Raw genomic sequence first — 23,357 nt, forward strand, 5'->3', positions numbered from 1 at the left:
GCTGACCAACATCGACAGAACACATGAACGCGAGGCAGCCCTGTTTTGCTTTGCGTCACGTTAGCCCGTCCATGCCGAACAGGCCACTTGAGAGAGGGCAGAGAAAATGCGGAACGACCTCATCCTGGAAGACACGACTCTGCGCGACGGCGAGCAGGCTCCCGGAATAGCCTTCACCAAGGAACAGAAGTCGAAAATCCTCGACCGTTTGATAGCGGCCGGTGTCACCCACGTGGAAGTCGGAATTCCCGCGATGGGCGGCGAGGAACTCAAGTTCCTGAAAAGCGTGGTCGAGCGGCAGGACGAGGCGCGACTCGTCGCCTGGAACCGGGGTGTGCGGGCCGACATCGAGCAATCCCTCGACCTGGGGTTCCGTTCGGTCCACATGGGCCTGCCGGCCTCCGACCTGCACCTCGCCAAGAGCGTGGGGCGGGACCGCAAGTGGCTGCTGTCCACCGCCCGCGACATGGTGCGCTGCGCCAAGGACCGGGGCGCGTTCGTCTCCATCAGCGCGGAGGACGTGGGCAGGGCGGACCCCGGATTCCTGGTCGAGTACGCGCACACGGTGCACGAGGCGGGCGCCGACCGGCTGCGGATGTCCGACACCATCGGAATCCTCGGACCCGAGGCATACGGGGAGCGGATCGGTGCGATAGCCCGGGAATGCGACATCGACATGCAGTGCCACGCCCATAACGACTTCGGGCTCGGAGTCGCCAACACGATGGCGGGCCTTCAGGCAGGCGCACGCTATTTCCACGTCACCGTGAACGGAATAGGCGAGCGCGCGGGAATGGCCGATCTGGCGCAGATGGCGACCGCACTGAAGTACATTTACGACGTCGATCTCGGCATCGACCTGACGCAGCTGACCCTGCTCTCGCGCACGGTGGCCGAGGCCGCCGGGCATGCGGCCCCGCCGTGGCACCCGGTGGTCGGGGAGAACGTCTTCGCGCATGAATCCGGCATTCACGTCAATGCCATGCTCAAGGACACCAGCAGCTTCGAGCCGATCAATCCCGAGGCGGTGGGCGGCGAGCGTCGTTACATCCTCGGAAAGCACTCGGGCCGGGCCCTCATCCGTTCTCTCTTCGACGAGAACGGCAAGGACTACGACGACGAACTCCTCGGCCGCTGCCTCGGCGAGGTGCGCGCGCTCGCGATGCGCCAGGGCAGCGCGGTGGAGACGGCGCAGCTTCTCGAGATCCACGAGCGGGCGATCGCGGACCGGTCCCTCGCGTGAGCGCCCCCCGGGCAGTCCTGAGCACGCTCGGCGGGGACGTCTCCTACGTGCCGATCCACGACGCGCTCGGCACCGACCCCGCACGCGTGCCCGTCACCACACTGATCCTGCTGGAGATGCAACTGCGCCGCCGGGGCGTCGAGGCGGCCCGCCGGTTCGTCGAGGGGAGCGGCGGGACGGTGCCGTTCTCCCCCACCCGCATCGTCTGCCAGGACCACAGCGGGATCCCCGCCTTCATGGACCTGGCCGCGATGCGCTGGAGCCTGCGGCGAGCGGGCCTCGACCCCAGGGCCGTCGAACCGGTCGTGCCAGTCGACCTGGTCGTGGACCACTCGGTCGAGGCGTTCGACGCGGGGACACGAGGCGCGCTCGAGCACAACCTGGCGCGCGAGTACCAGCAGAACCGGGAGCGTTACGCCTTCCTGCACTGGGCGGACGCGGCGTTCGACAATCTGCGGGTGATTCCGCCGGGCAAGGGCATCATCCATCAGGTTCACCTGGAACACCTGGCGAGGGTGGTGAGCGTGCAGGGCGGCGGGGCCACTCCCCTGGTCTGCCCCGACACGGTCCTCGGCACCGACTCGCACACGCCGATGATCAACTCGATCGGTGTGCTGGGGTTCGGCGTGGGAGGCATCGACGCCGAGGCCGTCATGCTCGGACACCCCCTACCACTGGCCGACCCCCAGGTCGTGGGCGTACGGCTGACCGGCGCTCCCCCGCCGGGCAGCACGGTGACCGATGTGGTCCTGCTGATCACCGAGTGGTTGCGGCAGCACGACATCGTGGGCCGTTTCCTCGAGTTCCACGGCCCTGCGCTGGCCGCGCTGAACGTGTACGACCGGGCCACGATCGCGAACATGGCGCCGGAGTACGGTGCCACCTGCGCCCTGTTCCCGGTGGACCGCCGGGTACTGGACTATCTGATGCTGGTTCGCGGCGACCGCGATCTGTGCGACCTGGTCGAGCGGTACACCAAGGAGCAGGGGCTGTTCCGCGAGGACGGTTCGGGGACCGATTACACCCGCAGGATCGACATCGATCTCAGCGAGGCGGAACCGTGCGTGGCGGGCCCGCGGCGTCCGCAGGACCGTCTGCCGCTGCGGCAGGTGCCCGCGAGCCTTGGCACCGACACCGGCGGCGGCACCGGCACGGCTGCCGGAGCTCAACCGGCAGGCGGCGCGTCGGCCCACGGTGCTCTACCCGGCAGCACACCGGCCGACGCCGCAGTGGCCGACGCCGCAGTGGCCGACGGCGCTCTGGTCGACGGCGCTCTGGCCATCGCCGCCATCACGAGCTGCACCAACACCGCCAACCCGGCGGGCATGGTCACCGCCGGCCTGGTGGCACGCAACGCGGTGCGGCTCGGGCTGCGGGTGCCCGACTGGGTGAAAACCAGCCTCGCGCCGGGGTCGCAGGTGGTCACCCGGTATCTCGACGAGGCGGGTCTCCTGCCCGACCTGGAGAAGCTGGGTTTCCATGTGGTCGGCTACGGCTGCACCACGTGCATAGGCAACTCGGGGCCGCTGACCGAGCAGGCCGCGGGCGCCGCCGACAGCGGGGTCGGGCTGGCCGCCGTCCTCTCCGGGAACCGGAACTTCGAGGGCCGGATCCACGGCCAGGTCAAGTGGGCCTATCTGGCGTCCCCCGGGCTTGTCGTGGCCTGGGCGCTGGCCGGTTCGGTACGGCTCGACCTGACCTCCGAGCCGTTGGGTGCGACGCCCGAGGGCAGGCCGGTCATGCTGGCGGACATCTGGCCCGAGTCCGACGAGGTCGAGGAGCTGGTGCGCAGTTCGCAGCGGCCCGAGCTGTACCGCGCGGCGGCCGAGGACCTGTTCGAGGGTGGCACGCGCTGGGAGTCCGTCGGTTACGCGCCGGGTGACCTGTTCGCCTGGGATCCGGAGTCGACGTACCTCGTCGAACCTCCCTTCTTCGGGGACGAGTACGCCGGATCCGGTCTGAGGGACATCACCGGCGCGCGGGTCCTGGTCCACGCCGGGGACTTCTTCACCACCGACCACATCTCCCCGGCCGGGGAGATTCCCCTGGCGTCGCCAGCAGGGCGCCATCTGGCCGAACTGGGCGTGAGTGAGGACGAGTTCGGCACCTTCGGATGCCGGCGCGGCAACCACGAGGTCCTCGCCAAGGGCACATTCGGCAACGTCCGCCTGCGGAACAGGCTGGTGCCCGAGCGGACCGGCGGGTGGACGAGGACACGGCCGAGCGCCGCCCCTGTGACCGTTCAGGAGGCTGCGGCCGGGTACGCGAAGCGTGGTGTGCCCGCCATCGTGCTCGCGGGGACCAACTACGGCATGGGCAGTTCGCGCGACTGGGCCGCGAAGGGCCCGTATCTGCTCGGTGTCCGTGCCATCCTCGCACGTGACTTCGAGCGAATTCACCGCAGCAACCTGGTCGGCATGGGTATCCTGCCCCTGCGACTTCCCGCGTCGGCTGATGAGTTGGGGCTGAGCGGCTTCGAGGAGTACGACCTCGTCGGGCTCGAAGTCCTGGAGCCCGGCGGCCCGGTGACGGTGCGGGTGCGGGAAGCGGGCGCCCCGGTGCGGCACTTCATCGCCACGGCGTGCGTGCAGTCGGCGCAGGAGCTGGAGTACTTGCGGCACGGAGGTGTGCTGCGCCTGGCGCTGCACACCCTCATGTCGGGTGCGTCACCCGCTGGTTGAGCACCATCTCGCCTTCCCCCCGCCACCAGCCGGCTGATCCGTCGTCGCTGATCGACTCGGGCCCGCCGGGACCGGTGACGCGGGAGGCGAGCCCGGCGCCCGTGACCACCAGGTTCCAGTCGGGCCACCCGGGCGCCATCGCCCGTACCTGCGCCACGAATTCGCGCCAGTCGGGCAACTGTTCCTCGGCCGCCGTCAGCATGGCCCGTACCCGGGCTACCGCTTGCGGATGCCGGGTCCGCTCGCTGCGCAGGATATCCTCGAGGCCGGCTCTGACCTTGGCGTAGTCGAGTTCGGGCGGGTCTGCACCTCCGGTCAAGTCCTTAGCGTCGCCACTGAGTTGGGTGAGGTCGGACGGGTCGGGCGCGGCGGCGAGCTTCGCGGCGATCCTGGCGAGCATGCGGGGGCGTTCGTCCGGGGGAATCAGGACGCCCCACTCCCGCACGATGTCGAGGGGTTCGTCGGCGGCGTGCAGGTAGTTGATTAGGACACTGTCGCTGCCAAGGCGTGTCCTGAGGTGCCGTTCGTGGCGGCGTGCCGGATCGGAGGGGCCCTTGACCCGGTTCAGGACGACGGAGGCGGGCACGTGCCGGATCGGCCCCTCGTAGCGGGCGACGGTGAGCAGCGAGGGTCCTATGGTGTTCTGGGCCTCGGTCAGGTGGACTCGCTGCAGGGGCAGCGCGGACCATCGGTAGCGCCACAGTTCCCGCACGGTGAGCCGGTCGTGTGTGAAGGGGCGCCAGTAGACCGGGTGGAACCCCTCTTCGAGGAGGAGTTCCCACGAGTCGGCGACCCGGTCGGTGGCGATGCACTCCGGTTTGAACACGACGAGCGCGAGGCGTTGCAGGACGGCTTCCGTACCGGCCCCGAGGGCTGCCTGCACGTCGGCCCATGCCTCGCGAAAGAAGACGTCCTGTGAGAAGTGGCGGACCTTGTCGTCCACCGTGGTGAGCGCCTTCATCGCCCGGGGGCGGTGAGGACGATCCGGCCGACCACGACGGCGCCCGCGCTCAGTCCCGTCCATTCCATGCCGACGGTGTCCCGCCTGTGGACGCCTGCGCTGATTCCGCCGAGTACCGAGTAGTCCCCGTTGTCGAGACCCATGGCGGTGGTGTTGCCCGCGGGCACCGCCAGGGTGCAGCGGCTCGCGGTGCTTGAGGTCGAGCGCGCGGCGGCGCTGGTGATGTACCAGTTCTCGGGGCCGTCGGGGACCTGGAAGCGCAGGGTCACGGTGCCCTCGTCGTCGGCGCGGCCTTCCCCGAGGAGTTCCCGTTCGGCGAGGGAGGTGTTCCGGCGGCCGAAGACCATGCCGGCGCCGTGGACGGTGCCCGAGGGCAGGGGCGGCATGGTGGTGTATTTCTGGACAGACAAGTCGAAGTCCTCCTGGAGGCGGGTGAGCAGCTCGCCGAGTTTCTGCCCGTAGTCGGTTACCCGGTGGTACTCCATGCAGAGGTAGTCGACCCGGCGCAGCGCCTCGCCCGCCGCGCGGTCGAGGATGGTGTACTCGGCTCCCTCGGCGTCGATCTTGAGTACGTCGCATCGGGAGATCTTCTCGGCTTCGAAGATCTCGGCGACTGTCCGGGATTCGACCGGGGTGCCCCAGTCGGCGTCGCCGGTCACCCTGCTCTTGCCGTAGGCGCTGTTGACGTAGGCCTGCCCGGAGACGCCGACCGCGGTCCTGGCGGGGACGATACGGTCCTCGAAGCCGTTGGCGGCGATGTTCTCGCACAGCAGCTCGTAATTCTCGGGTTCCGGTTCGAAGGCCAGGATCCGGGCCTGCGGCCAGAGCGCGGCGGCCTGTACCGCGAACGCGCCGATGTTGGCGCCGATGTCCACGACTGTGTGCGGGTCGAGTCCGGCCTGGGAGAGGCGGTAGGTGTCGTCCTCGCAGCATTCCTTGATGATCGCCAGGTCCGAGGGCGACTCGTCCCTCACCCATAAGGCGCATCCGTCCAGGCGTTGTTTGGTGCGCACGGGAACCACCTTGTCCTTTCCGTTGGTCTGGCCGATGGTCTAGGGGATGTGGTGGAGGAGGACGGTGTCCACCGATTCGGTGACGGAGAGCTGGAGCGGCCGGAACGCGTCCAGCGGGATGAGCCGCCAGCGAGGTTCGTTCGTCATGTCGGTGAAGACCTCGGCCAGGCGCTCCAGCCAGGGAAGCGTCTCGGACCGGTTGGGCCGGGCGTCTGTGCGTGCCTCGATGCGTTTGCAGGCTGTGACGGCGTCGACCTGGAGCAGGAAGGCCAGGTCGGCGCCGGGCAGCGGGTGCAGTCGCCGGTCCAAGTCGTCTACGGGTACGTCGAGTTGTCTGGCCTGGGCGTACACGTCGGGGAGGTAGCGGTCGCAGCACAGAACGGTCCCGGCTTCGGCGCGGTGCTGGTTGTCGGACCACCAGGTCAACCAGTCGGTGGCAAGGCAGTCCACCGCTTCGTGTGCCTCGGGCGTTCCGTAGAAGGCATAGGGGTCGCCCATTTGTTCGGCGATCCGTTGTTTGAACGCGCTGTAGCTCGCGTAGGCGGGGATGCTGCACCGGGCGTCGATTCGGCGCCTTCGCAGTTCTTCGGCGACTGCCCGTGCGGTCCTGCTCTTGCCGCTTCCGTCGATTCCGGAGAAGGAGACGATCACGCGGGACCTCCGTGAGTACCTGGCGCTGTCGTGCTCGTGAGGCTCCGGACGGTGTCGGGTGTGTCCACGCCCACGATCTGGCGGAGGCATTCTTCCAGCCACGGCAGGAGGCCCGCGCTTTTGGCCCGGTTCCCGTCGCGCATGGCGGAGACCCAATTGCGGGTCAGGTGGTAACAGATGGCGTCGTCGGTCTCCGTGTCTTCGACGCCGAGTGAGGCGGCGAGTTGGTGGGCGAGGCGGCGCTGCTCGCGGAAGCCTCCGGCGGTGTCGGCGTACCTTGCGATCGGCACCGGGTGGCTGAAGAGCGCGATGGCGACCTGGAGGGCGACAGGAGCGATGAGGACGAGCAGGTCGAGGTCGATACGGTGGGCTGTCTCCGGCGTCCTGGGCTCTCGCGCGCGTACCGGCGGGGCCGGGATCAGGTAGTTCGCCGGCTTGGGGTCGAAGAACAGCATGTCCTTCGACCGCACGGGCGGCCGGGCGATGCGGTCGCCGATGGCGCCCCAGGGGTCCTCCCCCGTGATCTTCCGGTATTGGCCGCGGGCCCACTGCCACCGCTGCGTCATGGAGAAGGCGGGCAGGCCCGGGGGCCGGCCTGCCTCGAGCCGTGTCCTGATCTCCCGCTGCCTCGTGTGGAACCGCTGAAGTGAACGTGCGCACGTCCGCCTGACGGTCGCCGCGTCCTTTGGTGCCGCCGGGGTCAGCAGGCTGGTGAGGTCGACGGTGTTCTCCAGGTAGAGGGAGACGATGAAGGTGTCGGTCGCCCAGTGCGGCACGTATTCGCCGTAGCCGTCCTCGCGGAGCCGGGCGAAGGCCTGCCGGAGCAGCGCGAGTTGACACGGGGGCAGCTGGTGCCGTTTCACGCACAGCGGCGTGTCCGCCCCGTGAAGGTGGCCGTCCCGGAGGGGTTCCGCGTGGCCGTCCCGGATGCGGTTCGAGGCGCCGCCCTGGGTGCGCTTCGAGGCCCCGCCCCGATCGTCGCGGGGCTGCCTCGGCGTGGTGTTGGGGATGTACAGCGTGCCGTGGGTGTGCGAGGGGACGAGGGTGCCTTCGGCCAGGGCCTCGCGCACCAGGGTGTCAGCGCCGCTCTCGTCGCCGTCGCGCAGGGCGCGGGCCAGGCGCCCCGCGGTGCCCGGCCGGGTCACGCAGCCTGCCGGGTCACGGCGTCCCGCACGGATCGCACGACCGCGTCGGTGACCTGCTCGGTGGTGGCCTCGCCGCCCAGGTCGAGGGTCTGGATCTCCTTCTCCCTGGTCTCCCGGACGGCGTCGAGCACTGCGTCGCCGAGGTCGGTGCGGCCCGCGTCGCGAAGGAGCAGCCCGGCGGCGCTGATCATGGCAAGGGGGTTGACCCTGCCCGTGCCGGTGAGGTCGCCGACATGTCCGTGTGAGGCCTCGGCGACGATCACGTTGTCGCCGCGGTTGAGGCTGCCGACAAGGCCGAGGCTGCCTGCCACGGCGGCGCCGACGCTCGAGAGGATGTCGCCGAAGGTGTTCGAGGTCACGATGACGTCGAAGCTCTCGGGTTCCAGGACCAGTTGGGCCGCGGCGGTGTCGACGATGAGGTCGTCGAGGCGTAGGTGGGGGAAGTCCTCGGCGACCTCACGGGCCGCGTCGAGGAGCATGCCTTCGGTCAGTTTGAGGTTGTTCGCCTTGTGCACCAGGGTGACCCGGGACCGGGATTCGGCGGCGGCGCGTTCGAAGGCGTGCCTGACGATGCGGGTGCAGCCTCGCCAGGTGGCGATCTTCAGACCCTCGGCGACTCCGGGTGCGGGTGACCATTCGACCGCGGCGTACATGTCCTCGACGTTCTCCCGCACGAGCAGGACCGGCCGCGGCAGGCTGAGGATGTCGATGGGCCGTACGCACGCGTAGAGTTCGAGCTCGCGGCGGATCCGCTGGTTGGGGCTGCGGCGGCTGCCTCCTGACGGGGTGTAGAACGGGCCCTTCAGCGCCAGGCCGGTCTCCCTGATCAGGTCCAGGGTGTGGTCGGGGGCGACGTCACCGTGCTTGGCCAGGGCCGTCTCGCCGGCGTCGGCCTCGATCCATTCGACGTCGAGGCCGGTCGCCTCCACGACCCTTACGGCCGCGGCGGTTATTTCCGGTCCCACGCCGTCCCCTGCTATCATCACGATCTTCATTCCGTGGCCCTTGCCTCCCACTCGACGTAGGTTCCTTCGAGACGGTTCCTTCGAGTCATTCGGGACGCCTTCTTCGAGGGTCCCTCGAGGCGGCCGTTCACGGTGCCCCTTCGACAAGATCCTTCAACGCGCCCTTCGAGGGCGGAAATCGCTGCGGGTGAGATCCTGGCCGGATCACGGGCGCGTCGTCCACCCCCTCGCACGTCAGCTTCCGGTCAGGCAATTGCATCTTCCTGTCCCTTGCCACCGTCGTCACGGGCGGGAACGTTTGCCATAATCCATTTCGGCAGGACTAGCGGACCCGGACGGCAGAGGGTGAATCGTGTCGAGTTCTCACGACATCGTTCCGAAGCTTTCCACGGAGAGCGACGTGGGGCCTGTGGTTCCCACGGGTTTCACCGAAGAGCAGTGGCACGAGTTCCTTGAAGTGGGATTCGTGGCGCTGCCCGGCGCGCTGACCGAGCAGGAGACCGCAGAACTCTTGGAGGCCGCGCGCGAGGTTTCCGCTGCGATGGACATGAATACCAAGCGATACCGGGTCAGTAACGCGGTGACCCGGCATCAGGCGTTCACCCGGCTCATCGACGGCGCCCAGCACATCGGCTACGCCTACGACCTCTATGGTGATCAACTCCGCCTTGTGCAGTCGGAGTTGTTCATTCGCCCGCCGGGCGGCAGGTTCAACGCCTGGCATTTCGACGGGCCGCGGGCGACCCCGTTCCAGGTCTTCTCACCGACGGCACCGCTGAAGATCAAGGTGGGGTACTGGCTGACCGAGCTGGGTGCTCCGGGCTGCGGCAACCTCGTCCACCTTCCCGGCAGCCACCGTGACCTGGGGCATCGGGCCGTGCTCGGGAACGGATCGCGGCCCGGGGAGCGGTCGCTGATCTGCCCGCCGGGCACCATCACCCTCATGAACAGTGATGTCTGGCACCGGGTGGAGCCCAACAACAGCCGGCACGACCGGATCAATCTGTTCCTCTCATACTCCCCTTCGTGGATTCAGGCCTACGACGAGCACGATCCCGAATGGGCGGCCGGACTCCCCCGCGAGCAGCGCATCATCCTGCGCGCGTATCACGAGACCAAGCACTACATGCGTCCCCCTGCCGAGGATCTGCCCCTTTTCCGGCAGCGCCCACCCACCCCTGAACCGCACTGGGACGAGAGCGAGGAATGGCACAAGATCTGGCGGCAGACCGAATTCGAGCGTCATCTGGAGCGACGCAAATCCGGAGATCTCGCATGAGCCGGCCCGCCACGGTGGGTGATTACGACTCGCTGCCAGAAATCCTACCTACGGGACTGTTCGAGCGTCCAGTGAGGGAATTCATCGCGGCGTTCTGCGACATCGGCCGCGCTTTCCGTTCCAGGCAGCGCGACCCAGATATCGCGTCGACCCTCAACGAACTCGAATGGGAGGCCGAGCTGCAATTCGTACGGCTCTTCCTGGACTTCTTCGGCGACATTCCCATGGTCGCCGAGGAGCACATGAACAGGCTCGGTCGGACGATACCGGGAACCGGACCCGTATCGGCGGTACTCGACCCTCTCGACGGCTCGCTCAGTTACGCGTCCGGCAGTCCCCGGTATACGTGCACGATGGCGGTGAAGAAGCACGGCATCCCCGTCTTCGGGCTGGTGTACCGCCCGGCAACCGAGGAGGTCTTCCTCGCGGCGGCGGGCGGCGGCGCTTACCGGGGCGGCGAGCGGCTGTCCGCGTCTGCCGCCTCCCGGCGTTCCCCGCTGGTGTCGGTCAAGTCGCAGATCAGGGACGTCCCCGAGGTCGCGGCGCTGACGCGCCGTCTGCGGGCCGCCGGATACCACACCGAGAGGATGGAGTCCACGTCGCTGAAGCTGTGCTGGGCGGCTCAGCGGCGCCGCGCCGGGATCGTCAAGTCGCTCCGCAGCAGGCACGGGGTGCTCTGCGACTGGGGTACTGCCGCCGGGCTCCTGATCTGCCAGGAGGCGGGACTGCGTCCACGCACCTGGGCCGGCGGGGCGTGGCGGCCCGCCACCGGTGGCCTGATGGTCGGTGAGGGACCGTACACCGCCGGTCTCTACGCGGAACGGGCAAGCGATGCTCGGTGACCGCCGGTACGCGGCGCTGCGCGATCTGCTCGGGCCCGCCATCGAGGAGGCCGGTACGGCGGAGGCGCTGAGCACCCTCGACGTGCTGGCCGAGGCCAAGTTCGACTCGTACGAGCGCTACCCGCGGCTCACGGGCTTCTGGGAGGCGCTGACCGGGTGGCTGCGCCAGGCCGAGCCCGGCGACCGCGTGGGGATGCTGCGCTGGCTGGCCGGGAACCTGCTCTTCGTCTCCCGCGATCAGGTGCACAGCCTGCTGCGTGTCTTCGCCGGTGAATGGCTGATGACGCGCTCGATGGAACTGGCCGTGCGGCACGGCTGCGACCTGGAGACCGAACTGTCCGGGACGGCGGTCTGCGCCCTGTCGGACGGCGTTCCCCTGGGCACCGTGCGGCGCCTCATCGCTGACCTGACCCACCGTCAATTCTTCAGTGATGCGGCGCTCCTTGACGGGTTCGGGTCCACGCTGCGGCACCTGGTGCTGATCGACGACTTCTCGGGGACGGGCAAGAGCCTCGCCCACGCTCCGGCCGACGCCGGCGGGGCGCCCTTCGGCCGCGTTCCCGACGCCTGCCGCTTCCTGCGGGGGCTCGCGGACCCGGCCTCGCGCGGCGCGGTCGTCAGCGTGGTCCTGCTGATGGCCTCCACGGCGGCCGTCCGGCACCTGAACGCGATACTCCCCGCCCTGGGATGCGCTCTGCACGTTACGCAAGTCCTTGACTCGCACCCCGATGCGGCGATGCGCTCCTGGTCGCGCAGGTATCTCGGCATCTCCCCCGACTCGACCGTCAAGACGCAAATCAACGCCGGCTACCGCATGGGCGACCTGCCCGTGGTGCTCTCCCACAACACCCCGAACGACAGCTTCGCGCTGCTGTGGGCGGCGCGGGACAGCGGGGACCGCACCTGGCGGCCGCTCTTCCCCCGGTTCGACCGGGTGCGTGAGGCGGACACATGAGCCGACCTCGCCTGCTGCCCGTCCCGTTGACACACCTGCCCGGCGACCTCGTCACCGGCCGGACAGCGGGCGGGATCGTAGCCAGGGAAGAGCGCATCCCGCTGTGGGCCGACCTCCTCCATAGCCGGGGCTGGCGCGGCTCCCTCCGCTCGCTGCCCATCCCCACGGCCCACGAGGACCTCAAACGCGGCGGACACCTGCCCGACTGGCACCTGCTGGACACCGCGGGCCTGGCGGCGGCCGACTTGGCCACGGTGCTGCCCACGCTGGCCGACCGGATGCGGGGGCTCGGACGGCGCGTACTGCTCGCGGGAGCTGACGGCGGGCCCGGCGCGGATCAGGTTCCCGGCGCCGGAGAGGACGCCGGTACGGATGAGGATTCTGGTGCGGGCGACGACCCCGGCGTGGGCGAAGACCGCGGTGCGGCCGAGGCCGAGTCCGTCGACGACAGCTCATGGTGGGCGCGGCTGGAGCCCATGGATGGCCGCTCCTGCCAGTGGGTAGTGGCGCTCGACCCGTTCTGGGCGGCGCGCGTCGGGGAGGTGGCGGAGCGGCTGCGTCCCGAGAGGGTGTCGCTGCTGCTGCCCTTCCCGGCCCGCGACCCCCGCCTCTGCGACGTCCTCCTTGCGCGGGCGACGCGGTCGCTGCCGGCCAGGGGCGTCGAACGGTCGTACTGCTACACGTCGGCCCTGACCCCGTTCGCGGCCTGGGCCGTCATCGACGCTCTCGTCGCCGCCCACAAGTCCGCGTACAGGGCTGGCCGCCCGCCTGTCGTCCTGAGCCCGCCGGTGCGCGACGCGAGGGGGGCCGGGATGCTCGCCGCCGCGTACTCCTGGGCGCTGCCGACTCTGCTGCCGCCGCCCGCTGAGAAAGGCGGGGCGGTCCGGATTCCCCCGGAGTCGGGGCCGGTCGAGGGCGTCTTCGGGGCGCGCTGGCTCTGTCTGTGGGACCTCGAATAGCGATTCACGGCCCGGAAGGAGAATCCCGTGACCACTGCCAACAGGACGGACGACGCCGATCAGCTCATGGACGCCTGGCGGCGCGACGGGTTCGTGCACGTGCCCTCGATCCTGCCGCCCGACATCGTGGAGCGGATGCGGTGGGCCGTTGACGAACTCGCCGAACGCAAGCGCCGTGAGGTGACGCAAGGGCCGCTCTCCGACCAGGGGGAGGCGAGCGTCCGGATCAAGAACGTCATCGCCGCGACGGACGCGTTCGACGAACTCGTCTTCCACCCGCGTGTGATGCCGGTGCTCGAGAGGTTCCTCGGCACCGATTTCCGGCTGCTGAGTTCCGAGGCGTTCACCCGGCATCCGAGCGAGGACTTCCTGCTCGGTTTCCACACCGACGGCGGCCCCCTGCTCCAGCGCGTAATCCCGGGGCCGCAGAGCAACGTCATCCAGGCGAAGGTCCAGTTCTTCCTGACCGACGCGGACCAGCCGGGGCATGGGCGGCTCATCATGGTCCGCGGCAGCCATCAGCGGATTCCGAAGGAGGCGCTGCCCAACTGCTATGTGGCGGAGGCCAACGACCAGGTGGAGGAAGGGCGCCTGCCCGACGGCGCGGTGGAGATCCCCGCCAGGGCAGGCGACATCACCGTGCACACCCATTCGACCTGGCACGCGGTGGGGCCGAACCAGCAGGGCGGCATCCGCAGGTCGGTGATCCTGCGGTACGGGCAGAGCTGGTGCGTGCCGCACGACCACGTCACCCTCGGCCCCGAGGTCCTTGACCGGTTCCCGCGTGAGCGGCGGCGGATGCTCGGCCATCTCGGCGACTCGGCCGACCCCGCGGCCAGCTACAAGCCCGCCCTGTGAAGCCCGCCGGGGGCGCCGTGCCGTGCCGGTGAGCCGCCCGGCCGTAGCGAGGGACGGCGGGCCCCGGAAGGGCCTTCGCACGGCATCGGCCGGCATTCGTACCCAGGGAAGGAGATCCCTGCATGAACCGGGACGCGCGACTTTCTGAACTCCCCGCATGGGCGGCCTTGCGGCGCCATCGCGAGCAGTGGGACGGGGCGGGTCTGAGCGAGCTGTTCGCGGCCGACCCGCGGCGCGGAACCACGTTCGCGGTCCGGGCAGGGGACCTCCACATCGACTACTCCAAACACCTGTGCACCCGTGAAACCCTCGGCCTGCTGCTCGACCTGGCGGCCGTGACCGGCGTCGCGCCGCTGCGGGACGCCATGTTCGGCGGTGAGGAGGTCAATGTGACCGAGGGGCGCGCCGTCCTGCACACCGCGCTGCGGGCGCCCCGTGACTGCGTGGTCGAGGCGGGCGGCGTGAACGTGGTGCCCTCCGTACACGCTGTCCTCGACCACATGGCCGCCTTCGCCGGGAAGGTGCGCGCGGGCCGGCTTACCGGGCACACCGGCGAACCCATCCGGAACGTGGTGAACATCGGAATCGGCGGCTCCGACCTCGGCCCCGCGATGGCGTACGAGGCGCTGCGCCCTTACACAGCGCGGGAGCTCACCTTCCGGTTCGTCTCGAACATCGACGGGTCAGACCTGTACGACGCGCTGCGCGACCTGCGGCCTGCCGAGACGCTGTTCCTGGTCGCGTCGAAATCGTTCGCCACCCTGGAGACCATGACCAACGCGGTGGCGGCGCGTGACTGGCTGCTGTCCGGGCTCGGCGCCGGGCAGGAAGCGGTCGCGCGCCATTTCGCGGCGCTGACCACCAGCGCGCGCAACGCGGCGGAGTTCGGGGTCGGCAAGGACCAGGTCTTCGAGTTCTGGGACTGGGTCGGCGGCCGATACTCCTTCGAATCGGCCATCGGGATGTCGCTGATGATCGCGATCGGTCCTGAGCTGTTCACCGAACTGCTCGCCGGGCTTCGCACCATGGACGAGCACTTCCTCACCGCGCCCCCCGAGGCCAACGCTCCTTTTCTCCTTGGCCTTTTGGGCATCTGGTACGGCGAGTTCTTCGACGCTCAGTCGCACGCGGTGCTCCCCTACAGCAGTCATCTGGCGAAGTTCCCCGAGTACCTTCAGCAGCTCGACATGGAGTCCAACGGCAAGTCCGTCGACCGGCAGGGCCGTCCGGTGGGCTGCCGGACCGGGCCCGTGGTGTGGGGGACGCCGGGCATCAACGGACAGCACGCCTACTTCCAGTTGCTCCACCAGGGCACCATGCTGGTGCCAGCCGACTTCATCGGCTTCGCCCGGCCCGCCGCGGATCTCCCGCCGGCCATGGCCGCCCAGCACGACGTGCTGATGGCCAACTTCTTCGCCCAGACGCAGGCGCTGGCCTTCGGGAAGTCCGAGAGCGAACTGCGCTCCGAGGGCGAGGCCGAGGCTCTGCTGCCGCACCGGACATTCCGTGGCGACCGGCCGACCACCACGGTTCTCGCACCCCGGCTGACGCCGTCCGTGCTGGGTCAGTTGATCGCCCTGTACGAGCACAAGGTGTTCGTACAGGGCGCCGTGTGGAACATCGACTCCTTCGACCAGTGGGGCGTCGAACTGGGCAAGGAACTGGCCAAGTGTCTGGAGCCCGCGCTCACGCGGGGCACGCCCGGCGGTCCTGTCGACGGTTCGACGGCCGCGCTGATCGCCCGGTACCGCGCCTGGGCCTCGGCCGACTGGAAGCGGTGACGCGCCGCCCCGGCCGGGCCTTCCGACGCCAACCGCTTACGCTGCGCCGCTCCATTCGTCGACCACGTCGAGTACCTGCACGAGGGACTGGACCGTCGCGTCGGGTTGCGCCGCGTGCGCACCGTACTCCTCCTCGGGGATGGTGCTGTGCGACACCCAGATCGTCCTGATCCGGGCCGCGCGGGCGCCGTCGATGTCCTCGAAGAGCCGGTCGCAGACGAAGGCACAGGCCAGTCGCAGACGAAGGCACAGGCCAGCGGGTCGGCGGCGCCGAGGCAGCGCCTGGGCGCACACATACACCTCGTCGAGGGTGGCCACGTGATGGGCAGCGGGGTCGGAACATCTCCCGGGCCGGGCGCCCACCCGTACGAACCGAACCCTCCAACGCCAGGTCAGCCCGGCGATCGCGGTGCGACGCGGGCCATACCCGGCGCAGTGCGGTCATCACTGTCGTGGGCCTCGCAGCCGTGCTCGTTTCGCACGAGCGCCGCATCGCGCACCCGATCGTGCCCCTCGCGGTGGTGTGCGTACCGGTACCGGTGACCGCGTCAACGGCACTCCTGGCTGGTCACCACCACTGCGTACATCACCAGCAAGATCCGGCGCTTCGGCACCTTGCATCTCGAGATGGAGCCGCCCGAGCATCGCGGGCAGTTGCAGCTGGCCGCATGACTGCCCCGTGCGCATGGATGGAGAAGAACCTCTGAAGGTGCCGGCGGAGCCCATGTCATTGGGTTCGTTCTGCACGTTGCGCGGTGTGCTGTGCCTCGGCTGTCGCGCCGCTCTTGCGGCCTTTCCCCGGGAGCAGGAGCAGGACGCAGCCGAGCAGCGAAGCGGCGGCGAAAGCGAAGCACCCCCACAGGCTGTACGAGCCGGTCCAGAAGGTGCCGGGGGCAATGCTCTGGATGCCGGTCACTGCCGCGACTCCGAGTGCTCCGCCTGCCTGTTGGCAGGTGACCAGGAAGCCCGACGCAGTGCCCTGGTCGTCGAGGGACGCAGCCTCACTGGCAAGCATGACCGAGGCCGGGTAGGCGATGGCGATGCCCGTGCCGACCAGAAGGGCCGCGGGCAGCAGGTGTGTGATGTAGCCGCCTTGCTCAACGGTGGTGTAAAGCAGCTGCCCAGCCGTGATTACGGTGAGTCCGGCCAGCAGCAGACGAGGTGCGGGCCTGCGGTTGGCCATGCGGGCGGCCGGCGTGGACAGGAGCCCCACAGCGAGTCCCTGCGGCAGGAAGGCCAGTCCCGCGGCCAATGCAGAGTATCCCTGGCGCTCCTGCAGGTCCGTTGCCACGAGGAACATGGCGCCTGTGATCGCCGCGAAGGCTCCTCCGAGTGCTAGGCATGCCGCTGCCATACGGCGGTTGGTGACGAGAGAGAGCGGCAGCAGCGGCGCCGGGGCCTTGGCCTGGATGATGAGGAACGCGATGACGGCCGCTGAGCCCACGGCTGCGATCAGCGCGATCACGGTGAGGGAGCCGGTACCGACCCGACCAACGGCGTAGACGACGGCGATCAAACCGCTGGTGATGAGCAGGGCAGGCAGCCAGGGCATCCGGTTCTGCGGTGGTTGTGTGTCGGTCTCGCGGTCGAGGACGCGTGTGCCCGTGGCCAGGACTACCAGGCTCATAGGGACGTAGACGAGGAAGGCAGCCCGCCAGCCGACCCCTTCGGTCAGCAGCCCTCCAACGACGACACCGAGGGAGAAGCCCGCGGCGCCCATCGCGCTGAAGACTCCGAGCGCCCGGTTGCGCGGGGCTCCTTCAGGGAAACCACGGATGATCAGAGCGACGGCTGCGGGCGCGGTAATTGCGGAGCCGACACCCTGGACGGCCCGGGCCGTGATGAGCAAGATCGCCTCTTGGGAGAGTGCCGCACCGAGCGATCCCGCACCGAAGATTCCTACGCCGACCAGAAACATCCGCCGGTGGCCCCACTGATCAGCGCACTTGCCACCGGCGAGAAGCAGTGCCGCGTACATGGTGAGGAACGAGCTCGCGACCAGTTGGAGCTGGTCGGGCGGCAGGTCGAGGGTGCGCTGGATACCGGCCAGCTGCACATTGATGCTCGACAGGCTCATGCCTTCGAAGAGGATGGCCGTGCACAGCACGAGCAGTTTGGTCCAGGCCCAGGCGTCGAACCGGAAGCCGCCTGTTGCCGTCTGTGAACTGGTGGTCACTGAGTTTCCTTGGAGTGAGGGGAGGGCGGTCCGCCGCGCCCGGAGGACTGCGCCATGGCGATCCGGTAAGCCACCCGCAGATCGTTACCGTCGTACTGGTAGCGGGCGAGCGCGCGAAGAGCGTGATCCGCGTTCACGGCCACCGTGTGGTTCAGCTCCTGGAACAGGGGGATGTCCGAACCGGAGTCTCCGTAGGCGATGCACGAGTCCCGAGTGAGCCCCAGTGCCGTACGGACCCGCTCGACGGCCGTGACCTTGTCAGCGGGCGTGAGAATCCCCGCGGGGTCGGGCGCGGCGCGCAGCGGCAGCGGGGGGAAGCGGGAGGCGACCACCTCGTCGATCCCGTACGCGCGCAGCCGGTTCGCGAAGAAGTCCGGGGACATGGTCACGACGATCGACCGCTCACCGCGGCGGCGTATGTCGGCGAGCACGTGCGCCAGCCCGTCGATCCAGGGCGCCCGTGCGAAGACGTCCGCCGCGAGCTCAGGGGTCAGCTCGTGCCACAGCCGGCAGATCTCCGCCGCAAAACCGCGGGTGTCGACCGCCCCCGCTGCGAAGTCCGCCTCCAGCCGGAGCAGGTCTGGCAGGCAGCCGAGTCGGCGCGCGATCTCCAGGCTGGCAGTGGTGCCACGCAGCAGGGTGCCGTCCATGTCGAAGACGTGGAGGCGACTCACCGTCCTTCCCTCGAGAGCTCCACGGCGTCGGCCGTTGGGTACACCGTCCATCCGTCGGGCACCGGCTTCGCCTGCCAGGCGGCGAGCAACGCAGCGCTCGCGGGGAACAGCGGCACGGGAAGTTCCTCGGGCCGGGCCCACATCCAGCGGTCGAAGACCTCGGGTTCCAGGGTGGTCGCTACTGCAGCCGCGTCCACCCGCGCCACCACACCCGCGGTCACGTGGGTGCGGTCCGCGCCGGTGCGCAGCGCGACGGCGAACACCCGCGTCTGAGTCACCTCCTGGATGCCGCTCTCCTCGGCGATCTCCCGTTCAGCGGCGGCCTCGAAGGACTCGCCCGCCTCGACGTGCCCGCCAGGCAGGCACCAGCACGGGGTCTCTCCCCGCTTGATCCGGTGGCCGATCAGCACGGCACCGTCGGGCCGCACTATCACAGCCCCGACACCGATGACCGGTTCACGGCGCTTGTCGGGCCTGCCCGTCATCGCAGCGCTTCCAGTTCCAGCAGTGCCGAGCCGGCCGCGTAATGCCCGCTGATCATGGCCGCGACGATGCCGCGGAACAGGCCGCAGGCGTCGCCGGCCACCCAGGCGGGGGTGTCGAGGAGTCTCAGGTCGCCGTTCACCTTCGGATACCAGCCGACGCCTTCCAGGGTGGGGCCGATGAGTTGGGTGTCGTTGTCCCGGAGCACCGGGTAGGCGGCCGCGAGCCGGGACAGACCACGCACCATGATCTCGCTCAGCTCCGGTCCGTAGACATCGTCGAAGGCGGCGACGGTCTGCGGCTCGTCCATGAGCGCGTCCAGGGACACGGTGAAGTAGGACTCCTCCCTCGCCATGGCGTCGAGCGCGGGCGGCATGGTCCGTGCCGCCACCGTCTCGTCCAGGATGCGGGTGTTGAAGCCCACGTTGGAGCGTCCCGTCGGAGGGCAGTCCGAGCGGCCGGAGACGGTCCACAGTCCCTGTGTCTCGGTCAGTGCCGCCTCACCGTCACGGCAGGCGCAGAACGTACGCCACTCCACGCTGCCGTCCTGCTCGCGGAAACGCAGCTTCGGGTCGAGTTGCTTCATGTCCTTGAAGAATGCCTTGTCGGCCGGCTGCTCGATACGGAACCCGACCTCCAAGCGGCGAAACGACCGCTCCGTCGTGAGGCTGCGCAGGCCGAAAGGACCGAACCTGCCGCTGGCCAGGAGGAGACGACGGGAGAGTATCTGCGATTCCTGCCCCTTGGCATCGCACAGCGTCAGCCGGAACACATCCGCAGCGGGCTCGTACGCGGCCTTCACCACCTCGGTCTGGTTCAGCACCGTGGCCTCTGCGGCGGCGACCATATCGGCGGTGAGACGAAGACGTGCCTCCAGCGAGAGGTAGTCCGAGGGGTATTCCTTGAGGACCCATTCACCACTGCCCACCGTGTACGCCGTGGGATCGGACGGGAAGGGAGGGGTGTCCAGGCCGTAGGAGCCGAGCAGGTCGCAGGTCCAGTCGTATGCGAGGCGCAGATCGGTGGAACGGGGCAGTGTCCATAACTCGCTGGCCGAGGGGAAGAACGAAAACTTTCCGTCCGAGAACAGCCCGGCCCCACCGTGCCCACGCGTCATATCGACCGCGGCATGCCGGTCTCGCTCGGCGACGGGTTTTCCGCCGTCGACGAGCGCGACGCTGTAGGGCGATCCGGCAAACCGCTGAGCGGCGGCCAGTCCGGCAGGGCCGGCACCAATAATGACAAAGTCGAAGGTGCTCATAATTCTCCAAGCAGGCATGACTGGTCACTGCCGGGCAGGCTGGGTGCGGGGCAGTGTCCTTGCGTAGGTCCTTCAGGAGGAAGACGCCGACAGCGCGGCTGAGGGAAGACGCACCTCGTAGATGTCCCGAAGGTTGCGGTGCCGCTCGGCATAGTCGATTCCGTAGCCGGCGACCCAGTGCTCGGTGATGTCGAATCCGACATACCGGGGCTCCACCGGCTTCGCGACGGCATGTGGCTTGCGCAGCAGCACACAGCAGTTCACCGAAGCGGGGGCCTGCCCCCGCAGACGCGCCATGAGCCACGAGAGCGTGGTGCCGGTATCCAGAATGTCCTCAACGACCAGGACGTCACGTCCGGCCAGTTCCTCGCCTATATCCTTGAGTAGCCGGGGTGTCCCCGCCGTGCTCCCTCGTCCGTATGTGGACACCGCAGCCCAGTCCATGACGACCGGCAGATCAACGGCCCGAGCCAGGTCGACCGTGAAGGCGGCCGCCCCCTTGAGCACGCCGATAATCACAAGGTCCCGGTTTCGGTAGTCCCGGGTGATCTCGGCGCCGAGTTGCAGGACACGGTCCCCTATCTGCCGGCTTGTTAACATCACGCGAGCAAGTTCCCCGTGGGCAGTCACGCCCTCCCCCTCTGTCGCTCTTGCTGAGCTTCGTGTTCTTGGGCAGACTAAACGGCTCCGCTGCACCCAGTCGAACGTCAGCACGCAATGGGCACAACAGGTCGCCAATTTATACGAGTTGTGATGCTGCCGCAGTGAACTCCGGTCCGGCTGTCTCAACCCAGCCCTGTTCCCATGCCCGCGGCCGGCTGCGATCACCCGATCGAGACTCCCGTTCGACGCACGCCCCTCAAGATCGGAGCGACAACAGCTACTCAGACCCTTGCCCTACGGGCTGGGGAGTTGCGTCGCTGAGCGGGCCAGGCGGATTGGACCGGCTCGTATCCATGGCGCGAGGGTCATACGTGACCGTGCGGGTGGTGGGCCCGACGGCGCCGGAAGACCGGATTCGGGCATGACGGATGTGGCATGGCGGCTCCTCACCGCGACGGTGATGTGTGACGGAACTCGACGGTGACGTGTGACAGAAGGCGCGCGCGGATCAGCGGCGTCGGTGTTCGTTCCTGCTCGGCCCGGTCAGGGGCCGTCGCGTTCGTGCCTGGTCAGCGCGTACGCGGCGAGCAGGCACAGGCCGCATCCCGGCACCCAGGCGAGCTGGTACCAGTAGAAGAACGGCGTCCCCGCCAGCCGTGGGCTCGCACCGGCGTACCAGGGGACCCACAGCAGTCCCGCGGACGGCGCGAGGAGCAGTACGGCGATCGCGACGCGCCGTAGCCGGCGATGACCTGTGGGCGCCATGACCTGCGCTCCTCTCCCTCTCGTTGTGAGTCTGTGCAAGAGTTGCCCACCCGGCGGAACTGGTTGACAGGGAATTTCCAGACGATTTCCCGCCGGTTTTCTGTCCTCCGGACGGGCCGCAACTCTCCGGTAAGGGCACAGGCACATCAAGGACGGTGACCCATGGCGGATGGCGCCATGACCGCGACGTTTCTCGCCGTGATCGGCGGAGCGTCGCTGCTCGCCGTCACCGCGCGACGCCTGCGCCCCAGCGACCGGCTGCCCTCCCTGGAGGGCTGGGCGCTGGCCGACCGGAGCCTGGGCCCGGGGTGGACCTGGCTGCTGCTCGGTGGCACGCTCTTCACCGCGTACACGTTCACCGCGGTGCCGGGTCTGGCGTACGGCAATGGCGCGCCCGCCTTCTTCGCGGTGCCGTACGCGGTGGTCATCTGCCCGCTCGCCTTCGTCCTGCTGACGCGTTTGTGGAGCGTGGCCCGGCGCCACGGCTATGTCACGGCGGCGGACTTCGTGCGCGGGCGCTACGGTTCCCCGCCGCTGGCCCTGGTGGTGGCGCTGACCGGGATTCTCGCGACGATGCCGTACCTGGCGCTCCAGCTGCTGGGCATACGGGCGGTGTTGACGGCCGGGGGTGTCTATCCGCGGGGCGCGGCCGGTGATCTGGTGATGGTGGCGCTGTTCGCGGGGCTCGCGGTGGCGACGTACCGGCACGGGCTCCGTGCGCCCGCCGTCATCTCCGCGCTCAAGGCGGTGGCCGTGTTCGTGTCGCTCACGGCCGTCTGCTGGCTGGTCCTCGACCGGCTCGGCGGGCCCGGCGCCGTCTTCGACGGCGCGGCGCGGCGGCTCGGCGGTACGGACACGGCCCACTCCCCCCTGCTCCTGTCCTCCGCCCAGCAGCCCGCCTACGCCACGCTCGCCCTGGGCTCCGCACTGGCCCTGCTGATGTACCCGCACGTGCTCACCGCCGGGTTCGCCGCCGACGGCCCGCGCACCCTGCGCAAGGTCTCCGTCGCGCTGCCCGCCTGGACGGGGCTGCTCGCCCTCTTCTGCTTCCTCGGCCTCGCGGCCCTCGCGGCGGGGGTGCGGGCGCCGAAGGGCGGCGCCGAGACAGCCGTGCCGATGCTGGTCGACCGGCTGATGCCGGCGCCGCTGGCCGGGCTGGTGTTCGCCGCGATCACGGTGGGGGCGCTGGTCCCGGCCGCCGTGATGTCGATCGCGGCCGCCACCAGCTTCGTACGGAACGTATACGTCGAGTACGTCCATCCGACGGCCACGCCCAAGCGGCAGGTGCGCATCGCCAAGGCGGTGTCGCTGACTGCGAAGGTGGGGGCAGTGGCGTTCGTGTTCGGGCTGCGTGACCAGGACGCCATCAACCTCCAGCTGCTCGGCGGGGTGTGGATCCTGCAGATCTTCCCGGCCGTCGCCGTCGGGCTGTTCACCGGCCGGCTGCACCCCCGGGCGCTGCTGGCCGGGTGGGCCGTGGGCATGGCGGCCGGAACCTTCCTGGTGGTACGCGAGGGCTTCTCGTCCCTCGTGCCTCTGGGGTTCGGCGACCGGCCGCTGGAGATCTACGCCGGGCTCGCCGCCCTGCTGCTGAATCTGACCGTCGCGGTGGCCGGCACCGCGGCCCTCGAACACCTCGGCGTCCCGCGCGGCACCGACGCGACCGGCCTGCCGTCCCGCCTGACCGTCAGGCGGCGCCCCGAGACGGGAGCGAACAACCCGTGAGACGCACACAGCACAGACGCGTGCCGGTGCCGCAGGCGGCTCCGGCCATCACCGAACCGCTGATCCCGCAGCCCGCCACCGCGGACAGGGCCCTCACCCCACGGTAGCGATCCGGCCGAGCTCGAACGGGAGGCCGCCCTCACCCGTCTCTTCGAGCGTGTGCAATCTGACCCGGATGCGCATACGCCGCCTCCAGGTGGCCCGCAAGCACGTGGCGAAGGCGCCGGACGACGTCGTCGCCTCCGCCTAGGGTCTGTCGTTTGGATCAGGTCGCAGGGAAGCGACTGTTCTGCTCGGTGCCGGCGAGCGGGGTCTGGTGCGTGCCTCTGCAAGGCGG

Annotated in this window: 21 protein-coding genes; 9 read left to right on the top strand and 12 right to left on the bottom strand. The window is 69.3% G+C overall.

All coding sequences use genetic code 11. The features are described from left to right. Window positions 1–106 precede the first annotated feature (106 nt). Both ACIBNA_RS39040 and acnA read left to right on the top strand, forming a co-directional pair. Window positions 107–1,243 (top strand): hypothetical protein, encoded by a 1,137-nt coding sequence (locus ACIBNA_RS39040; RefSeq protein WP_399170007.1) that lies wholly within the window; start codon window positions 107–109, stop codon window positions 1,241–1,243. After that, window positions 1,240–3,924 carry an aconitate hydratase AcnA gene (gene acnA, locus ACIBNA_RS39045; protein WP_399170008.1) on the top strand — a complete coding sequence of 895 codons (2,685 nt, stop codon included), beginning with the start codon at window positions 1,240–1,242 and terminating at the stop codon, window positions 3,922–3,924. The genes ACIBNA_RS39040 and acnA overlap by 4 nt, the downstream gene beginning before the upstream one ends. Here the strand turns inward: acnA and ACIBNA_RS39050 are convergent. The 5 genes from ACIBNA_RS39050 to ACIBNA_RS39070 are packed head-to-tail and all read right to left on the bottom strand — an operon-like array spanning window position 3,896 to window position 8,689. Continuing rightward, the gene (locus ACIBNA_RS39050) at window positions 3,896–4,885 is read right to left on the bottom strand and encodes a hypothetical protein (RefSeq protein ID WP_399170009.1); all 990 of its coding nucleotides are present in this window, start codon (window positions 4,883–4,885) and stop codon (window positions 3,896–3,898) included. The genes acnA and ACIBNA_RS39050 overlap by 29 nt on opposite strands. Continuing rightward, the gene (locus ACIBNA_RS39055) at window positions 4,882–5,898 is read right to left on the bottom strand and encodes an FkbM family methyltransferase (RefSeq protein ID WP_399170010.1); all 1,017 of its coding nucleotides are present in this window, start codon (window positions 5,896–5,898) and stop codon (window positions 4,882–4,884) included. Before ACIBNA_RS39055 ends, ACIBNA_RS39050 begins: the two co-directional genes overlap by 4 nt. Before the next feature lie 39 nt (window positions 5,899–5,937). After that, a complete protein-coding gene (locus tag ACIBNA_RS39060; RefSeq protein ID WP_399170011.1) occupies window positions 5,938–6,549 on the bottom strand; it encodes a hypothetical protein in 612 nt (203 codons plus the stop codon). Then, complete coding sequence (locus ACIBNA_RS39065) at window positions 6,546–7,694, bottom strand: hypothetical protein (protein WP_399170013.1); 1,149 nt, start codon at window positions 7,692–7,694, stop codon at window positions 6,546–6,548. Before ACIBNA_RS39065 ends, ACIBNA_RS39060 begins: the two co-directional genes overlap by 4 nt. Then, window positions 7,691–8,689 (bottom strand): isocitrate/isopropylmalate dehydrogenase family protein, encoded by a 999-nt coding sequence (locus tag ACIBNA_RS39070; RefSeq protein WP_399170014.1) that lies wholly within the window; start codon window positions 8,687–8,689, stop codon window positions 7,691–7,693. Before ACIBNA_RS39070 ends, ACIBNA_RS39065 begins: the two co-directional genes overlap by 4 nt. A 370-nt stretch (window positions 8,690–9,059) precedes the next feature. Here ACIBNA_RS39070 and ACIBNA_RS39075 point away from each other — a divergent pair, with 370 nt between their 5' ends. The 6 genes from ACIBNA_RS39075 to pgi all read left to right on the top strand — a co-directional run bounded on the left by ACIBNA_RS39075 (window position 9,060) and on the right by pgi (window position 15,333). After that, window positions 9,060–9,938: a phytanoyl-CoA dioxygenase family protein gene (locus ACIBNA_RS39075; RefSeq protein ID WP_399170015.1), complete on the top strand. Its 879-nt coding sequence runs from the start codon at window positions 9,060–9,062 to the stop codon at window positions 9,936–9,938. A gap of 71 nt (window positions 9,939–10,009) precedes the next feature. Continuing rightward, window positions 10,010–10,780, top strand: coding sequence for an inositol monophosphatase family protein (locus ACIBNA_RS39080; RefSeq protein ID WP_399170016.1), 771 nt, complete (start codon window positions 10,010–10,012; stop codon window positions 10,778–10,780). Then, entirely contained in the window at window positions 10,770–11,735 is a 966-nt protein-coding gene (locus ACIBNA_RS39085; RefSeq protein WP_399170017.1) for a hypothetical protein, read from the top strand. The genes ACIBNA_RS39080 and ACIBNA_RS39085 overlap by 11 nt, the downstream gene beginning before the upstream one ends. After that, on the top strand, window positions 11,732–12,694 hold the full coding sequence (locus ACIBNA_RS39090) for a hypothetical protein (RefSeq protein ID WP_399170018.1): 963 nt from the start codon (window positions 11,732–11,734) through the stop codon (window positions 12,692–12,694). Before ACIBNA_RS39085 ends, ACIBNA_RS39090 begins: the two co-directional genes overlap by 4 nt. A gap of 27 nt (window positions 12,695–12,721) precedes the next feature. Next, window positions 12,722–13,552 (top strand): phytanoyl-CoA dioxygenase family protein, encoded by an 831-nt coding sequence (locus ACIBNA_RS39095; protein WP_399170019.1) that lies wholly within the window; start codon window positions 12,722–12,724, stop codon window positions 13,550–13,552. Between the two features lie 122 nt (window positions 13,553–13,674). Further along, on the top strand, window positions 13,675–15,333 hold the full coding sequence (pgi, locus tag ACIBNA_RS39100) for a glucose-6-phosphate isomerase (RefSeq protein ID WP_399170020.1): 1,659 nt from the start codon (window positions 13,675–13,677) through the stop codon (window positions 15,331–15,333). A 36-nt stretch (window positions 15,334–15,369) separates the two neighbouring features. Here pgi and ACIBNA_RS39105 read toward each other — a convergent pair whose 3' ends face one another. The 7 genes from ACIBNA_RS39105 to ACIBNA_RS39135 all read right to left on the bottom strand — a co-directional run bounded on the left by ACIBNA_RS39105 (window position 15,370) and on the right by ACIBNA_RS39135 (window position 21,295). Next, window positions 15,370–15,651, bottom strand: a complete 282-nt coding sequence (locus ACIBNA_RS39105; protein WP_399170022.1) for an HAD hydrolase-like protein — start codon at window positions 15,649–15,651, stop codon at window positions 15,370–15,372. A 409-nt stretch (window positions 15,652–16,060) separates the two neighbouring features. Next, window positions 16,061–17,509: an MFS transporter gene (locus tag ACIBNA_RS39110; RefSeq protein ID WP_399170023.1), complete on the bottom strand. Its 1,449-nt coding sequence runs from the start codon at window positions 17,507–17,509 to the stop codon at window positions 16,061–16,063. Further along, a complete protein-coding gene (locus tag ACIBNA_RS39115; protein WP_399170024.1) occupies window positions 17,506–18,183 on the bottom strand; it encodes an HAD family hydrolase in 678 nt (225 codons plus the stop codon). The genes ACIBNA_RS39110 and ACIBNA_RS39115 overlap by 4 nt, the downstream gene beginning before the upstream one ends. Then, window positions 18,180–18,668: an NUDIX domain-containing protein gene (locus ACIBNA_RS39120; RefSeq protein ID WP_399170025.1), complete on the bottom strand. Its 489-nt coding sequence runs from the start codon at window positions 18,666–18,668 to the stop codon at window positions 18,180–18,182. The genes ACIBNA_RS39115 and ACIBNA_RS39120 overlap by 4 nt, the downstream gene beginning before the upstream one ends. Then, entirely contained in the window at window positions 18,665–19,945 is a 1,281-nt protein-coding gene (locus ACIBNA_RS39125; protein ID WP_399170026.1) for a hypothetical protein, read from the bottom strand. The genes ACIBNA_RS39120 and ACIBNA_RS39125 overlap by 4 nt, the downstream gene beginning before the upstream one ends. A 54-nt stretch (window positions 19,946–19,999) precedes the next feature. Continuing rightward, window positions 20,000–20,557: a hypoxanthine phosphoribosyltransferase gene (hpt, locus tag ACIBNA_RS39130; protein WP_399170027.1), complete on the bottom strand. Its 558-nt coding sequence runs from the start codon at window positions 20,555–20,557 to the stop codon at window positions 20,000–20,002. 516 nt (window positions 20,558–21,073) lie between these two features. After that, entirely contained in the window at window positions 21,074–21,295 is a 222-nt protein-coding gene (locus ACIBNA_RS39135; RefSeq protein WP_399170029.1) for a DUF3311 domain-containing protein, read from the bottom strand. 162 nt (window positions 21,296–21,457) lie between these two features. On the opposite strand from ACIBNA_RS39135, the gene ACIBNA_RS39140 reads away from it, so the two are divergent. Continuing rightward, on the top strand, window positions 21,458–23,020 hold the full coding sequence (locus ACIBNA_RS39140) for a sodium:solute symporter (RefSeq protein WP_399170030.1): 1,563 nt from the start codon (window positions 21,458–21,460) through the stop codon (window positions 23,018–23,020). Window positions 23,021–23,357 lie beyond the last annotated feature (337 nt).

The organism is Streptomyces sp. NPDC050164, from assembly GCF_044459945.1.
Lineage (GTDB): Bacteria > Actinomycetota > Actinomycetes > Streptomycetales > Streptomycetaceae > Streptomyces > Streptomyces coeruleorubidus_A.